This is a genomic window from Rhodoferax sp. LS1P39 (genome assembly GCF_056521425.1).
In genome coordinates, this window is sequence record NZ_JBWMAV010000005.1 from 203253 (window position 1) to 219275 (window position 16023).

The 16023-nt window shown below is 63.1% G+C and carries 16 protein-coding genes; 14 read left to right on the forward strand and 2 right to left on the reverse strand.

Annotated features, from left to right (window positions below):
• Positions 1–453 precede the first annotated feature (453 nt).
• The gene (locus AC097O_RS11010) at positions 454–837 is read right to left on the reverse strand and encodes a cupin domain-containing protein (protein ID WP_479592814.1); all 384 of its coding nucleotides are present in this window, start codon (positions 835–837) and stop codon (positions 454–456) included.
• 60 nt (positions 838–897) lie between these two features.
• Here AC097O_RS11010 and dapC point away from each other — a divergent pair, with 60 nt between their 5' ends.
• The 14 genes from dapC to AC097O_RS11080 all read left to right on the forward strand — a co-directional run bounded on the left by dapC (position 898) and on the right by AC097O_RS11080 (position 15132).
• Positions 898–2112 (forward strand): succinyldiaminopimelate transaminase, encoded by a 1215-nt coding sequence (dapC, locus tag AC097O_RS11015; protein WP_479592815.1) that lies wholly within the window; start codon positions 898–900, stop codon positions 2110–2112.
• A gap of 12 nt (positions 2113–2124) precedes the next feature.
• Positions 2125–2949 carry a 2,3,4,5-tetrahydropyridine-2,6-dicarboxylate N-succinyltransferase gene (dapD, locus tag AC097O_RS11020; protein WP_479592816.1) on the forward strand — a complete coding sequence of 275 codons (825 nt, stop codon included), beginning with the start codon at positions 2125–2127 and terminating at the stop codon, positions 2947–2949.
• Positions 2950–2986: 37 nt separating this feature from the next.
• Complete coding sequence (locus AC097O_RS11025) at positions 2987–4141, forward strand: PilT/PilU family type 4a pilus ATPase (RefSeq protein ID WP_479592817.1); 1155 nt, start codon at positions 2987–2989, stop codon at positions 4139–4141.
• A gap of 26 nt (positions 4142–4167) precedes the next feature.
• Positions 4168–5361, forward strand: coding sequence for a succinyl-diaminopimelate desuccinylase (gene dapE / locus AC097O_RS11030; RefSeq protein ID WP_479592818.1), 1194 nt, complete (start codon positions 4168–4170; stop codon positions 5359–5361).
• Positions 5358–6224, forward strand: coding sequence for a 50S ribosomal protein L3 N(5)-glutamine methyltransferase (gene prmB, locus AC097O_RS11035; protein WP_479592819.1), 867 nt, complete (start codon positions 5358–5360; stop codon positions 6222–6224). The genes dapE and prmB overlap by 4 nt, the downstream gene beginning before the upstream one ends.
• Positions 6225–6262: 38 nt before the next feature.
• Positions 6263–8206 (forward strand): ABC-F family ATP-binding cassette domain-containing protein, encoded by a 1944-nt coding sequence (locus AC097O_RS11040; protein ID WP_479592820.1) that lies wholly within the window; start codon positions 6263–6265, stop codon positions 8204–8206.
• A 53-nt stretch (positions 8207–8259) separates the two neighbouring features.
• Positions 8260–8508, forward strand: coding sequence for a GlsB/YeaQ/YmgE family stress response membrane protein (locus tag AC097O_RS11045; protein ID WP_479592821.1), 249 nt, complete (start codon positions 8260–8262; stop codon positions 8506–8508).
• A 210-nt stretch (positions 8509–8718) separates the two neighbouring features.
• Positions 8719–9510 (forward strand): transporter substrate-binding domain-containing protein, encoded by a 792-nt coding sequence (locus AC097O_RS11050; protein ID WP_479592822.1) that lies wholly within the window; start codon positions 8719–8721, stop codon positions 9508–9510.
• Positions 9511–9527: 17 nt separating this feature from the next.
• On the forward strand, positions 9528–10199 hold the full coding sequence (locus tag AC097O_RS11055) for an amino acid ABC transporter permease (RefSeq protein ID WP_479592823.1): 672 nt from the start codon (positions 9528–9530) through the stop codon (positions 10197–10199).
• A gap of 8 nt (positions 10200–10207) precedes the next feature.
• The gene (locus AC097O_RS11060; protein WP_479592824.1) at positions 10208–10942 is read left to right on the forward strand and encodes an amino acid ABC transporter ATP-binding protein; all 735 of its coding nucleotides are present in this window, start codon (positions 10208–10210) and stop codon (positions 10940–10942) included.
• Positions 10943–10947: 5 nt separating this feature from the next.
• A complete protein-coding gene (locus tag AC097O_RS11065; protein WP_479592825.1) occupies positions 10948–12180 on the forward strand; it encodes a cysteine desulfurase-like protein in 1233 nt (410 codons plus the stop codon).
• Positions 12177–13592: a dihydropyrimidinase gene (gene hydA / locus AC097O_RS11070; RefSeq protein ID WP_479592826.1), complete on the forward strand. Its 1416-nt coding sequence runs from the start codon at positions 12177–12179 to the stop codon at positions 13590–13592. The genes AC097O_RS11065 and hydA overlap by 4 nt, the downstream gene beginning before the upstream one ends.
• A gap of 150 nt (positions 13593–13742) precedes the next feature.
• The gene (locus AC097O_RS11075; RefSeq protein WP_479592827.1) at positions 13743–14627 is read left to right on the forward strand and encodes a MurR/RpiR family transcriptional regulator; all 885 of its coding nucleotides are present in this window, start codon (positions 13743–13745) and stop codon (positions 14625–14627) included.
• Position 14628: 1 nt separating this feature from the next.
• The gene (locus AC097O_RS11080; protein WP_479592828.1) at positions 14629–15132 is read left to right on the forward strand and encodes an ureidoglycolate lyase; all 504 of its coding nucleotides are present in this window, start codon (positions 14629–14631) and stop codon (positions 15130–15132) included.
• On the opposite strand, the gene AC097O_RS11085 is transcribed toward AC097O_RS11080, so the two are convergent.
• The gene (locus AC097O_RS11085; protein ID WP_479592829.1) at positions 15122–16015 is read right to left on the reverse strand and encodes a polysaccharide deacetylase family protein; all 894 of its coding nucleotides are present in this window, start codon (positions 16013–16015) and stop codon (positions 15122–15124) included. The genes AC097O_RS11080 and AC097O_RS11085 overlap by 11 nt on opposite strands.
• Positions 16016–16023: the final 8 nt, after the last annotated feature.

Consider the following 16023-nt stretch of genomic DNA (forward strand, 5'->3'; position numbering starts at 1 on the left):
GAAAAATCATTTAGCAAGCGCGTCAAACAGCACTTGCAGATGAACCTGGAGTCCGACTTAACATCTCTTTCACTAGGAAGGTTTACACGCTTATCAGCTAATCCTGGAAGCGTCTTTTCCTTCGGGACTGTCGCGTTAATCAAAATTAACCCCGACTCATATGTCGTGGACGTTGCTCTCTCGGTCAACACATCCCTTGCTTGTATTACTTTTGCAGAGTTGCAAACCCATGGAGCTACGGTAACTCCGAGTACACCGATCGTCATGCATTCAATCGACCACACACGTGCGCTCCGAATAATTGGACTCGAGTCCCGGCCCGATAGACGTCAAATAAACATCGTTGGCACGACAACTACACGCCTCGATAAATTTGAAGGCCAGTGCCTAGCAGAGATTGGAAGCGTACTCAACCTACCTCGCTAACGATTGAGCTGAAATCCAAGCCACCACTCACCCCTGCACAAACATAGTTACCAACGGCACGTCCCCCACCAGGCGGCTGCGATGCCCATGCACCTTGTCATCAAACGTCGCCCCGGCGGGCAGCACATCCGCCGAATAGAAATGGTCGCCAGGCTGGAACACGCGCACCGTGCCGTCCTGCAAACCAATTTCCATCTGCCCGGCCAAAATCACCACCCACTGCGGGTCGGTGGTGCAGTGGAAGGTGCTGGCAAAACCCACCGGGCTGTGGCGCAGCTGGAAGCCGCCGCTGGCCTGCAGGGCGCTGAGCTGGGAGGTGGGTTTGCCCTCTGTCAGGGGAATCTGTTCGTCGCGGAATTTGGCAACGCCGTCGGTGTCGGTAAAAAGGACTACTTTGGTGAAATCGGTCATGGCAGCTTTAAACAATAGTGTGGTGGGGATCATAAGTGGCTGCAACGATAATCAGGCCCCATGAATCCCTTGCTCTCCACCCTCCAGCCCTACCCTTTCGAGCGGCTCAAGCAACTTTTCGCCAGCGTCACCCCCAACCCCGCCTACCGCGCCATCAGCCTCGGCATTGGCGAGCCCAAGCACGCCACGCCTGCGTTCATCGAGCAGGCCATGCTCAGCGGTATCAAAGGTCTTTCGGGCTATCCGGCCACCGGCGGAGAACCCGCTTTGCGCACGGCGATGGCGCAGTGGATCCAGCGCCGCTACGGCCTGGCGCTGAACCCCGCCACCCAGGTGCTGCCGGTGAACGGCTCGCGCGAGGCGCTGTTTGCGTTTGCCCAGACCGTGATCAACCCCACCCAGCCGGGCGCTACCGTGGTCTGCCCCAACCCGTTCTACCAAATCTACGAAGGCGCGGCCCTGCTGGCCGGGGCCACGCCCTACTACGCCCCCAGCGACCCGGCGCGCAACTTCGCGGTGGACTGGGACAGCGTGCCTGCCGAGGTGTGGGCCCGCACCCAGCTGCTGTTTGTCTGCTCGCCCGGCAACCCCACCGGCGCGGTGATGCCGCTGAGCGAATGGCAAAAGCTGTTTGAGCTCAGCGACAAATACGGCTTTGTGATTGCCTCCGACGAGTGCTACAGCGAGATCTACTTCCGCGACGAACCTCCGCTGGGCGGGCTGGAAGCGGCCGCCCAACTGGGCAGGAGCGATTTCAAGAACCTGATCGCCTTCACCAGCCTCTCCAAGCGCAGCAACGTGCCCGGCCTGCGCAGCGGCTTTGTGGCGGGCGACGCAGCCCTCATCAAGCCGTTTTTGCTCTACCGCACTTACCACGGCAGCGCCATGGGGCCGGTGGTGCAGTCGGCCAGCCTCGCAGCCTGGAACGACGAAGCCCACGTGGTCGAAAACCGCGCCCTGTACCGCAGCAAATTTGCCGAAGTCACGCCCATCCTGGCCGAGGTGATGGATGTGGCCCTGCCCGACGCGGGTTTTTACCTGTGGGCGCAGGTGCCCGGCCCGGCGCTGGTGGACGGCCTGGACAGCGATGTCGCCTTCGCCCGCGACCTGCTGGCTGCCTACAATGTCACGGTGCTGCCCGGCAGCTACCTGGCGCGCGAAGCCCATGGCCAGAACCCGGGCCGCCAACGCATCCGCATGGCCCTGGTGGCCGAAACCGCAGAGTGTGCCGAAGCCGCTACCCGTATCCGCCAATTCATCCAATCCCGTAACTGAAAAATTAAAACCATGACACAACAACTCCAAGCCACCATCGAAGCCGCATGGGAAGACCGCGCCAACCTGTCGCCCACCGCGTCCACCGCCGAAGTGCGCGATGCCGTCGAGCACGTGCTGAGCGAGCTGAACAACGGCCACCTGCGCGTCGCCACCCGCGAGGCCGTGGGCCAGTGGACCGTGCACCAGTGGATCAAGAAGGCCGTGCTGCTGTCGTTCCGCCTGAAAGACAACGAAATCATCCAGGCCGGATCGCTGGGCTTCTACGACAAGGTGCCCACCAAGTTCGCCCACCTGAGCGCCGAAGAAATGAAGGCTACCGGCGTGCGCGTGGTGCCGCCCGCCGTGGCCCGCCGTGGCAGCTTCATCGCGAAGGGCGCGGTGCTGATGCCTTCCTACGTGAACATCGGTGCCTATGTGGGTGAGAACACCATGGTCGATACCTGGGCCACCGTGGGTTCGTGCGCGCAGATCGGCAAGAACGTGCATTTGAGCGGCGGCGTGGGCATCGGCGGCGTGCTGGAACCTCTGCAGGCCGGCCCCACCATCATCGAAGACAACTGCTTTGTGGGCGCGCGCTCCGAAGTGGTTGAAGGCGTGATCGTCGAAGAAAACTCGGTCATCTCCATGGGCGTGTACATCGGCCAGAGCACCCCGATTTACGACCGTGCCACCGACACCGTGACCTATGGCCGCGTTCCCTCGGGTTCGGTGGTTATCAGCGGCACCCTGCCCAAGGACGGCGGCAAGTACAGCCTGTACGCGGCCATCATCGTCAAGCGCGTGGATGCGCAAACGCGTTCCAAGACCAGCCTGAACGACCTCCTGCGCGACTGATTCGCGATTGATTTCACGACCCCATCGGAGGTAGCCCATGAGCACTATGGAACGCATCCTGCGCTTGATGCAGGAGAAAAAGGCCTCCGATGTCTACCTGTCGGCCAACGCACCCGCGCTGATCCGCATCAACGGGCAGTGCGTGCCGGTCAACAGCCAACTGCTGCAGTTTGACGCGCCGCGCAGCCTGCTGGCCGAAATAGTACCGGCCGAAAAAATCACCGAGCTGGAAGCCAGCGGCGAGCTGAACATGGCCATCTCGGTGCCCGGCGTGGGGCGTTTCCGCGTCAGCGCCATGCGCCAGCGCGGCAGCTATTCGGTGGTAGTGCGTTACATCAACGTGGAAGTGCCGCTGCTCAGCAGCCTCAAGGTGCCCGCCATCCTGGGCGACCTGGTGATGCAAAAGCGCGGCCTGCTGCTGATGGTGGGCTCTACCGGCGCCGGTAAAACCACCACCCAGGCGGCCATGATCGACCACCGCAACCAGCGCGCGGGCGGCCACATCCTGACCATCGAAGACCCGATCGAATACCTGTACAAAAACAAGCGCTCCATCGTCAACCAGCGCGAGATCGGCACCGACACCGCCTCGCTCGAAGTGGCCCTGAAAAACGCGCTGCGCCAGGCCCCGGACGTCATCTTGATCGGCGAAATCCGCGACCGCGAAACCATGTCGGCGGCCATTGCCTACGCCCAGACCGGCCATTTGTGCATGGCCACACTGCACGCCAACAACTCCTACCAGGCGCTGAACCGCATCGTCAACTTCTACCCCGTAGAAGTGCGCGCCACCATGCAGGCCGACCTGGCCGTGGCGCTGAACGCCATCGTCTCGCAGCGGCTGGTGCGCACGCCCTCCGGCGAACGCGTGCCTGCAGTGGAGATCATGCTCAACACCTTGCTGGTGGCCGACATGATCGAAAAAGGCGACATCGGCGGGGTCAAGGATGCCATGGAGAAGTCGCTGGCCGAGGGCTCGCAAACTTTCGAAAGCGACCTGGCCCGCATGATCACCGACGGCGTGATCGACCGCAAGGAAGGCTTGGCCAACGCCGATTCGGCCACCAACCTGATGTGGCGGCTGCAAAACGACTTTGCCCGCGCCAGCCAGAAGGTCGATATCGAGGTGCTGCAGGCCGAGGCCGACGACGAACCCAGCTTTTCCGACTTCACCTTGGATGTGCGACCGTAACCTGTGCGGCCTTCATTTTTCTACTTATGTCCCAGACCCTGTATTTGGCCGAGCAACTGATTGCCCAGCCCTCCGTCACCCCGGACGACGCACACTGCCAGCCCCTGATCGCCGAGCGCCTCGCCCCGTTGGGCTTTGTGTTTGAGACCATTGAGAGCGGGCCGGAGAACTTCCGGGTCACCAACCTGTGGGCAGTGCGCCGCAGCACTTTTAAGGGTTTTAAGGCTCCAGCGCTTATTCCATCAGCACAAGCAGCTCCTAAACTCATAGCATTTGCAGGCCACACCGATGTGGTGCCCACCGGCCCATTGGCGCAGTGGAGCAGCGACCCCTTCACCCCCACGCACCGCGACGGCAAGCTGTTTGGCCGGGGCGCGAGCGACATGAAAACCTCCATCGCCGCCTTCGTGGTGGCGGTAGAAGAGTTTTTGGCTGCCCAGCCCGACACCCCGCTGTCCATCGCGTTGCTGCTCACCAGCGACGAGGAAGGCCCCTCGGTGGACGGCACAGTGGTGGTCTGCAAGCTGCTCAAAGAGCGCGGCGTGCAGATGGACTACTGCATCGTGGGCGAACCCACGGCGGTAGAGCGCACCGGCGACATGGTCAAAAACGGCCGCCGCGGCAGTATGAGCGGCAAGCTCACCATCCGCGGCGTGCAAGGCCACATCGCCTACCCGCAGCTGGCCAAAAACCCCATCCACCTGGCCATGCCCGCCCTGGCCGAGTTGGTGGCCACCCAGTGGGACGGCGGCAACGCCTTCTTCCAGCCCACCAGCTGGCAGATGAGCAACATCCACGCGGGCACCGGTGCCAACAACGTCATCCCCGGCACGGTGGTGGTGGACTTCAACTTCCGCTTCTGCACCGAATCCACGCCCGACGGCCTGCAGCGCCGCGTACACGAGGTGCTGGACCGCCACGGCCTGAGTTACGACATCGCCTGGACGGTGGGCGGCCTGCCCTTCTTGACCACCCCCGGCACCCTGGTGGATGCCGTGCGCGCTGCCATCCTGGCCGAGACCGGCATCACCACCGAGCTGTCCACCACCGGCGGCACCAGCGACGCGCGCTTCATCGCCCAGATCTGCCCGCAGGTGATCGAGTGCGGCCCGCCCAACGCCACCATCCACAAGATCGACGAGCACATCGTGGTGGCCGACATCGAGCCGCTGAAAAACATCTACCGCCGTACGCTCGAAAACCTGTCTTGCCTTCCATGAACGTCCTCACCCTCATAGAGCAATCCGCCGCCCAGCTCACCGCCGCAGGCGTGTCTTTCGGCCATGGCACCACCAACGCATTCGACGAAGCCGCCTGGCTGGTGATGTGGAAACTGGGCCTGCCGCTGGACGATCTGGATTCTGTAGAGAATCAGGCCGTCACGCCCGAGCAGCAAGCACAAGTAGCTACACTTTTGGAAGCACGCATCCTCAGCCGCAAGCCCGCCGCCTACCTCACGCAAGAGGCCTGGCTGCAGGGCGTGCCGTTTTACGTGGACGAGCGCGCCATCGTGCCGCGCAGCTTCATAGCCGAGCTGCTGATGGACGGCGGCATCGACTACTGGCTGCGCGAGGAATCCCACCGCGTGCTCGACCTGTGCACCGGCAACGGCAGCCTGGCCGTGCTGGCGGCCATGGTCTACCCCGACGTGCAGGTCACCGCTGCCGACATCAGCCCCGAGGCCCTGGCCGTGGCCCGCATCAATGTGGACAAGCACAGCCTGCAAAGCCGCATCACCCTGGTGGAATCGGACGGCCTGGCCCAGGTGGACGGCCTGTTTGACCTGATTTTGTGCAACCCGCCCTACGTCAACAGCCAGAGCATGGCCGAGCTGCCCGCCGAGTACCAGGCCGAGCCCGCGCTGGCGCTGGAGGGCGGGAAAGACGGTATGGACTTTGTCCGCAAACTGCTGCAAGAGGTTTCTGCGAAAATGGCCCCTCTCGCGGTGCTGGTTCTGGAAATCGGCAACGAGCGCGAACACTTTGAAGCCGCCTTCCCCGCGCTCGAAGTGGTGTGGTTAGACACCAGCGCAGGCGAAGACCAAGTGCTCTTGGTCACCCGCGAAGCCCTCGCTTCCCTTTAGTTTTTTTCGATCACCGCCTCGTGGTGATCCAGTTCACCATGATCACCCTGAAAAACGTCGTTCTGCGCCGCAGCGCCAAGGTCCTGTTAGACAGCGCCAATGTCACCATCAACCCCGGCGAAAAGGTCGGCCTGGTGGGCCGCAACGGCGCGGGCAAATCCACGCTGTTTGCGCTGCTCAATGGCACGCTGCACGAAGATGGCGGCGACTTTTATGTGCCGTCGCAGTGGCGGCTGGCCCAGGTGGCCCAGGACATGCCCGAAACCGACCAAAGTGCCACCGACTTTGTGGTGGAAGGCGACACCAACCTGCTGGCCGCCCAGCAGGAAGTGGATGCCTCCGAGCTGACCGAAGACGGCGAACGCATGGCCAACGCCTACATGGCCTTGTACGACGCGGGCTCGGGCGATGCCCAGGCCCGGGCGCAGGCGCTGATTTTGGGCCTGGGCTTCAAAACCACCGAACTGGACAACCCGGTCAACAGCTTCTCGGGTGGCTGGCGCATGCGCCTGCAACTGGCGCGCGCGCTGATGTGCCCATCCGACCTGATGCTGCTCGACGAACCCACCAACCACTTGGACCTGGACGCGCTGGTGTGGCTGGAAGCCTGGCTCAAGCGCTACACCGGCACCATGCTGGTTATCAGCCATGACCGCGAATTTCTGGATGCCATCACCGACGTGACGGTGCACATCGAAACCGCCAAACTCAACCGCTACGGCGGCAACTACAGCAAGTTTGAAGACATGCGCGCCGAGAAGATGGAGCAGCAGTCGGCATCGTTTTCCAAGCAGCAGGACAAGATTGCCCACCTGCAGAAGTTCATCTCTCGCTTCAAGGCCCAGGCCAGCAAGGCCAAGCAGGCGCAAAGCCGGGTCAAGGCGCTGGACCGCATGGAAAAGATTGCGCCGCTGCTGGCCGAGGCCGAGTTCACCTTCGAGTTCAAGGAGCCCGCCAACCTGCCCAACCCGATGCTGTCGATGTCGGATGCCACCTTTGGCTACCCACCTGCTGAGGACGCACCCGAGGGCACCGGCCCCACGGTCATCGTGCAAAAGGTCAATAAGTCGGTGCTGGCAGGCCAGCGCATCGGCATTCTGGGTGCCAACGGCCAGGGTAAATCGACCCTGGTGAAAACCGTGGCCCGGGCGCTGGCGCCTATCCACGGCGAAATTCTGGAAGGCAAGGGCCTGAACATCGGCTACTTCGCCCAGCAAGAGCTGGACGTGCTGCGCCCCGCCGACACCCCGCTGGAGCACATGATCCGCCTGGTGAAAGAAACCACCGTCGCGGGCAAACTGGCCGGCCAGGGCACGCGCGAGCAAGATTTGCGCAGCTTTCTGGGCACCTTCAACTTCAGCGGCGACATGGTCAAGCAGGCCGTGGGCAGCATGAGCGGTGGCGAAAAAGCCCGCCTGGTGCTGTGCATGATCGTCTGGCAGCGCCCCAATCTGCTGCTGCTGGATGAGCCTACCAACCATTTGGATCTGGCCACCCGCGAAGCACTGGCGATGGCGCTCAACGAGTTCGAAGGCACCGTGATGCTGGTCAGCCACGACCGGGCCCTGCTGCGCTCGGTGTGCGACGAGTTCTGGATGGTGTCGCGCGGCGGCGTGGAGCCGTTTGACGGCGACCTGGACGACTACCAGCGCTACCTGCTGGACGAAGCCAAACGCATGCGCGAAGCCGCCAAGGAAGCGGGCAAAGTCGCCGCACCAGCGCCTGCGCCGGTGGTGGTGGCCGCCCCGGTGGTCAACACCAAGGCCTTGCAGCGCGACCTGGACAAGATCGACGTGGAGATGGCAGCCCTGCAGCTGGAAAAAGACGGGCTGGACGAAAAACTGGCCGCAGCAAAGAACCCCCACGAGATCGGCCAGGCGGGCAAGCGGCTCAAAAAGGTCACCGCCGACATGGCCGCGCTGGAAGTGCGCTGGATGGCGCTGTCGGAGCAGCTGGAATCAGCCGGTGCCATGGCAACTTAACAAAGTCAGGGTACATTGCAGCTTCTTGCTAACTTTGTATACGGAGAATTTCTATGTTTTCTTTGATCGGCACCATCATCGTGGGTTTGATCGTGGGTTTGATCGCCCGGGCCGTGAAGCCCGGTGACGACAAGCTGGGCTTCATCATGACGGCCATTCTGGGTATTGCCGGCTCGTTCGGTGCCAGTTTCATCGGCCAAAAGATGGGTTGGTACGCGCCGGGTGCCGCCGCTGGCTGGATTGCCTCGGTGGTAGGTGCCATTATCTTGCTGGTGATCTACGGCCTGGTCGCCAAGAAGTAAGCACCGCCACCGCACTTGGTGCACAAACAAGAGGGGCTTGCGCCAAACGGGTGCAAGCCCCTTTTTTTGCACCGTTTTGGCTCAAATAATTCATTTTAATTTTTATTGATTTATTTTATTCAATTTGCTATCTTTGCGGCTCCAGACATTTGCAATGCACACCGCTGTCGGAAATCCATTCTTCCACCCGGTTCTTCAGGAGTAGCCCGCATGAAATTCACATCCCTCGTTGCCACCGTCGCCCTGACGGTCGGCACATTCACCGCCGCCACCTCGGCCCTGGCCGCCGACTGGACGGTCGGCGCCAACATTGGCAACGTGCCCTGGGAGTTCCAGGACGCGACCGGCAAGTTTGTCGGCTTCGAGATCGACCTGGTCAACGAGGTTGCCAAGCGCGCGGGCAAGTCGGTGCAGATCGAGAACATTCCGTTCAACGGCCTGTTCCCCGCCGTGCAGTCGGGCCGCATCCAGATCGCGGTGTCCAGCATCACCATCACGCCCAAGCGCCTGGAATCGCTGGCCTTTGCCCAGCCCTACTACGACAGCGACCAGTCCCTGTCGGTGCTGAAAGCCACCAAGATCGACAAGCTGGAAGACCTGGCGGGCAAAACCGTGGGCGTGGATACCGCGTCCACCGGCGACATCTACGCCACGCAAAACACCGCCAAGCTGAAGATCGCCACCATCTCCCGCTACGAAGGCCTGGCCCCCGCCATGCTGGACCTGGCATCGGGCCGCATCGACGGCTACATCAGCGACATCCCTGCCGTGGAGTACTACATCAAGGACAAGCCGCAGTACCGCATTGCCGCGCGCATTCCCACCAACGAGCGCTACTCTTTCATGTATGCCAAGAACTTTGCCGATGCGGCCAAGGTGAACGAGATACTGACCACGCTGAAGAAAGAAGGCTTTGTGGCCGCCACGCACAAGAAATGGTTTGGCACCACACCGCCCGACACATCGTCCAGCGTGATGGTGATGGACGTTCCCAAACTGTAAACACCGGATAGCCCCGCATGAATCTGCTCGACACCTTCTTCAACTGGCCGGTTTTCCGGGATGCCCTGCCTTTGCTGCTGCAGGGGCTGTGGACCACGATTCTGCTGGGGGCCGTGAGCATTGTGCTGGGCTTTGTGGGCGGCTTGCTGCTGGCGCTGGTGCGGCTGTACGGCCCGGCCTGGCTGCGCACCATCGCCCGCGTCTACATCGACGTGTTCCGCTCGATTCCGCTGCTGGTCCTGCTGGTGCTGGTGTACTACGCCCTGCCCTTTGTGGGCATCCGGCTCACGTCCTTTGCCGCCGCCACGGCGGCGCTGTCGCTGGTGTCGTGCGCCTACACGGCAGAAATCATGCGGGCGGGCATCGAAGCCATTCCCAAGGGCCAGTTTGAGGCAGCCGATGCCATAGGCCTGGGCTTTTTCAGCAGCATGCGCGACGTGGTGCTGCCCCAGGCCTTGCGCATCGTGGTGCCGCCCTTGACTAGCAACTGCATCAATGTGCTCAAAGATACGGCCCTGGCCTCGGTGGTGGCCATGCCCGATCTGCTGAAGCAGGCCACCCAGGCCCAGGCCCTGGCCGCCAACCCCACGCCCTTGATTGGCGCGGCAGTGCTGTACTTGCTGCTGTTGCTGCCCCTGGTGCGGCTGGTGGGCTTTTTTGAAGCGCGGCACCGTGCTGCCACACGCTAAAGACTGATATGAAGGCACTGATTCAAATCCGGGGGCTGTGCAAGTCCTACGGCACATTCCAAGCCCTGCACAACATCGACCTGGAGGTCAGCACCGGAGAGGTGGTGGTGGTCATCGGCCCGTCGGGCTCGGGCAAATCCACGCTGATCCGCTGCATCAATCTGCTGGAGGACTACCAGGGCGGCGAGATTCTGGTGGACGGCGAAAAAGTGGTGCGCGGCAAGGCCCTGGCCAAGGTGCGCGCCGAAGTGGGCATGGTGTTCCAGAGCTTCAACCTGTTTCCCCACCTCACAGCCCTGGCCAATGTGGCGCTGGGCCCGCTGCGGGTGCGCCACATGCCCAAGCGCGAGGCCGAGGCCCGCGCCCTGGCGCTGCTGGACAAGGTAGGCCTGGCCGCACACGCCCACAAGCTGCCGGGCCAGTTGTCGGGCGGCCAGCAGCAGCGGGTGGCAATCGCCCGGGCGCTGGCCATGGAGCCCAAGGTGCTGCTGTTTGACGAACCCACCTCGGCCCTGGACCCGGAAATGGTGGGCGAGGTGCTGGACGTGATGCAAGCCCTGGCGCGTACCGGCGTGACCATGGTGATCGTGACCCACGAAATGGGCTTTGCCCGCCGCGTGGCCGACCGGGTGATTTTCATGGAAGCCGGGCGGGTCATCGAACAGGCCCCGCCCGCCGAATTCTTCAGCGCGCCCCGCGAGGAGCGCACCCAGGCTTTCCTGCAAGCCATTCTTCAACACTGATTTTTATGCCGCAAGCCCTCAACCTAGACCACATCCGCGCCGAGTTTCCGGCCCTGCGCAACGACTGCGCCTACCTGGACAACGCCGGTGGTTCCCAGGTACTACGCCGCGTGGCCGACCGGGTGCGCGACTACCTGCTGACCAGCAGCGTGCAGCTGGGTGCCAGCTACGCCCAGTCGCAAGATGCGGGGGCCAAGGTGCTGGCGGCACGCCGCGCGGTGGCTGAACTCATCAACGCCCCGTTTGACGACGAAGTGGCGATGGGCGGCTCCACCACTTCGCTGATGTTCCAGGTGACGCAGGCCATCCAGCTGGGCATCCAGCCCGGCGACGAGATCATCGTCAGCAACACCGACCACGAGGCCAATATCGGCGGCTGGATGCGGCTGCAGGCGGCGGGTGCGGTGGTCAAGGTGTGGGAGGTGAACCCCGAGACCCTGGCGCTGGACCTGGCCGACCTGGACCGCCTGCTGTCGCCCCGCACCCAATGGGTGGCGGTAACCCACGCTTCCAACATCCTGGGCACCATCAACCCGGTGGCGGAGATCGCCCGCCGGGTCCACGCCGTGGGCGCGCGCCTGTGCGTGGATGCCGTGGCCTACGCGCCGCACCGGCTGGTGGATGTGCAGGCCAGCGGGGCGGACATGTACGTGTTCAGCTTCTACAAGGTGTTTGGCCCGCACTACGCGGTGCTGTGGGTGCAGCGCGAGCTGCTGCTGTCGCTGCCCAGCCTGAACCACTACTTCATCGGTGCCGACGTGCTGCCCTACAAGCTGCAGCCGGGCAATGTGAACTACGAGCTGTCGTACAGCTGCATGGGCATCAACGACTACCTGATAGCCGTAGGCACCGAACTCGGTTGTACCGGCACCGCACGGCAAAAAATGCAGTGCGCCTTCGACGCGTTTGAGCAGCACGAGGACGCGCTGGCCGAGCGGCTGCTGGCGTATTTGCGCAGCAAAAAGTCGGTGCGCATCATCGGCATGGACAGCGCCGCAAAGGGGGGCCGGGTGCCCACCATCAGCTTCATGGTGGCCGGGCAGATGTCGGAATCCATCGTGCGCCATACCGACCGGTTCGGCATCGGCATCCGTTTTGGCGACTTCTATGCCAAGCGCCTGGTGGAATCGCTGGGCCTGCACACCCAGGGCGGCGTGGTGCGGGTGTCCATCGCCCACTACAACACCTTCGCCGAGGTCGACAAACTGATTAAACATCTGGACGAGGTGATTGCATGACCAGCACCACACTGATTCGCAATGGGCGCATCATCACGGCCACCGACGACTACGTGGCCGACGTGCTGATGCAGGACGGCGTGATCCACACCATTGGCCGCAATATCCAGGTAGGCGAAGACGTGGCCATCGTCGATGCCACCGGCCTGTACGTACTGCCCGGCGGCGTGGACACCCATGTGCACCTGGAAAACGTGATCGGCCCCACGATCACCTGCGACACCTTTGCCAGCGGCACCAAGGCCGCGGCCTTTGGCGGCACCACCACCATCGTAGACTTTGCGCTGCAAACGGCCACCGACTCACCCCTGGGGGCCATTGCCCGCGCCCAGCGCAGCGCGGAATCGCAGGTGGCGGTGGACTTCAGCTTCCACGTCATCATCACCCGGGTGGACGAGCAGGTGCTGCAGGACGTGCGCTACGCCATGCGCCACGAGGGCGTGACCAGTTTCAAGATGTTCATGGCCTACCCCGGCGTGATGATGGCCGACGATGCCGCCATCTTCCGCATGCTGCGCCAGGTGGGTGCCGACGGCGGCATGGTGGCCCTGCATGCCGAAAACGGCACGGTGATCGACCTGCTGATCAAGGAAGCGCTGGAGGCCGGCCACACCTCGCCGCGCTACCACGCCCTGACCCGCCCGGCCATCCTGGAGGGCGAAGCCACCCACCGCGGCATCCGCCTGGCCGAGTTGGCGAATGCGCCCATCTACTTTGTGCACGTCTCCAGCAACCAAGCCTTGAAGCACATCGTGGCCGCCCGGGCCGAAGGCATTCCGGTGTTTGCCGAGACCTGCCCGCACTACCTGCTGTTTGACGATTCGGTCTACAACACCGACGACGTGGAAATCGCCAAATACGTGATGACCCCGCCGCTGCGCACGCCCGACGACCAGAAGCACCTGTGGCGCGCCCTGCGCTACGACGACCTGCAGGTCATCGCCACCGACCACTGCCCGTTTTGCATGAAGGAAGGCCACCTGGGCTACCGCATGCAGAAAATGCGCGGCAAGGACGACTTCTCGCTCATCCCCAACGGCGCACCGGGCATCGAGACGCGCCTGGTCAGCCTGTTCGACATCGGCGTAATGCAGGGCAAGCTGTCGCTGAACCGGTTTGTCGAGCTGACCTCCACCACCCCGGCCAAGCTGTTCGGCCTGTTCCCCAAAAAAGGGACGATTGCCGTGGGCAGCGATGCCGACGTGGTGCTGTTCGACCCCGCCGCCAGCCAGACCATCTACGCCAAAGATCTGCACGGCAACTGCGACTACACGTTGCTCGAAGGCCGCACGCTGCGCGGCCAGGTGAAAAAGGTGTTTCTGCGCGGCACGCTGATCGTGGACGGCCCGCAGTGGCTGGGCCGCGAAGGCATGGGGCAGTTTGTGCCGCGTGGTGAAGTGCGGGCGTTTTAGGATTCGCTACACTTTTTAAGTACTTTTTTGATAGCTGCTCACGCTCAATCTATAAGCACTGGGTGCCAATAAGACATATGAAAATTGGCCTGCATTTACAAAATAACGGGTTGACCATGCTGCGGCATGTCCAGCCCGTATGATTGCTATATGGATAAGAGCAAACCAAGCAATCTGGATGCGCTGCGGGAGCTGATTGCCCGCGAAGGCGAGCGCCTCACGCCGCGCATGCGCGACGCGGCCCGTTACGCGGTGGACCACCCCAACGACATCGCGCTGAACCCGGTGGCCACGGTGGCGGCGGTGGCCCAGATTGCACCGGCGGCCTTCATCCGCATGGCCAAGGCGCTGGGATTCGATGGCTATTCAGACCTGCAGCGCCTGTTCCGCGCGCCGCTGCAGCACGCGGTGAAGCCTACTTTTCGCGAACGCATCCGCCACTTTGGCGGCGAGCAGACGCTGGACAACCCGGACGACCCCGCCGAGGTGCTGCGCGCCTTCAGCCAGGCCAACGTGGTGTCCCTGGAGCATTTGCAGGACGATGCCGCCAGCCTGCCGCTGCAGGAAGCCATTGCCCTGATCCAGAACGCCCGCATCGTGCATGTGCTGGGCCTGCGCCGCTCGTATGCCGTGGCCGCCTACCTGGCCTACGCGTTGAACCGGGTGGGCCAGCCCGCAGTGCAGATCACCGGCCTGGGCGGTGCCATCGCCGAGCAGGCCAGCACCGCCAGCCCGCAAGACCTGCTGATCGCCATCAGCTTCCCGCCCTATGCAGCCGACACCCTGCAGGTCTGCGAACAGGTGCGCCTGCGCGGTGCCAAGCGGCTGGCGATTACCGATGCCTTCATGAGCCCGGTGGCCAAGGGAGCCGACCTGGTGCTGGAGGTGAACGATGCCAAGCTGCTGGGCTTTCGCTCGCTGACCTCGGCCATGTGCCTGGCCCAAACCCTGGCCATGGGCCTGGCCTTCGCCAAGCGCAACAAACGCTCCAAAAAAACGCCGCTGGTGGCGGACCTGGACGATATCGACTGCTGATATGACCACCCTGGCAATTGAACCCCTGACCGCCGAGGCGTTCCGCCCCTTTGGTGACGTGATAGCAGCCAGCGACAGCGCGCGACACTTCTCCATCAACGATGGCTTTGCCGAGCGCTACCACGACCTGGCGCATATCGATGTGGCCAGCGGCGGCGGACGGGCCATTTTGAGCATCTTTCAGGCACTGCCGCGCAGCCTGCCCATGCAACTCGTGCTGCTGGAGCGGCATCCGCTGGGTAGCCAGGCCTTCATGCCGCTCTCAGGCCTGCCATATCTGGTGGTGGTGGCCGAAGCGGGGCCAGTGCCGGACTTGGCGCAAATCCGCTGCTTTCACGCCGTACCCGGCCAGGGGGTGAACTACGCCCGGGGAACCTGGCACCACCCGCTGATTGCGCTGCAAGCGCCCAGCGACTTTCTGGTAGTGGACCGTGGCGGCCAGCCGGGAGATGCGAACTGCGACGAACACCCGCTGGGCGGCGCGCCGATCTGGATTACGGCGTAGGCAAGGAATCCATCGCACCCGCAATCGCACCGGGCGTAGTGAACCAGATATCGCCACGGTGCCGTGCAATGTGCTGCAACGCCCGGCGCAGGTGCCGCAAGCGGTACGGTTGGCCCACGATGTAAGGGTGCAGCGCAATGCCCATCACCAGCGGCTGGGCCTGGGACTGCAGCAGCATTTCGTCGAAGTTATCAATGACCATCTGGGCAAAGTCTTTGCCATCCATCTGGCGGCCCATGACCATGGGAATGTCGTTGAGCTCCTGCGGGTACGGAATCGACCAGATGGGGCCACTGCGGGTCTGCATGGCCACCGGCTGGTCGTCATGGCACCAGTTCAGGGTGTAGCGGTAGCCGGTTTCACGCAGCAAGTCGGGGGTGAGTGCGGTTTCGGCAATCCAGGGCGAGAGCCAGCCTGCGGGTGCGGTGCCGCTGTGCTGCAGCATCAGATTGCGGCAGGACTGGAGCAGATCGCGCTCCAGGGCTTCGTCCATGCCGTTTTGCCGCTCGGCATTGGTGTGGCCATGGCCAATGAGTTCGTCGCCCCGCGCCACGCAGGCCGCGATAACTTCGGGGCAGTGTTCGTACAAAGCGGTGTTGATCAGCGTGCCGGTGGGCAGGTTCAGCGTGTCAAACAGCTCCAGACAACGCCACACCCCGACCCGGTTACCGTACTCGCGCCAGCTGAAGTTGAGTACGTCCGGCTGCGGCGACACCGGCCCCAGGTTGGCCCCCAGGCCTTCGCCGAAAGCGAAGTGTTCGATGTTGAAGCCCAGGTACACGGCAAGTCGAGTCCCGTTGGGCCAGCGGTAGTCAGGCCGCTGGTGGATGGCCGAGTAGGCGAAACGACCGTGGCCGGGAACCGTACGGTAGCGGTCAGGCATGCCCCGAC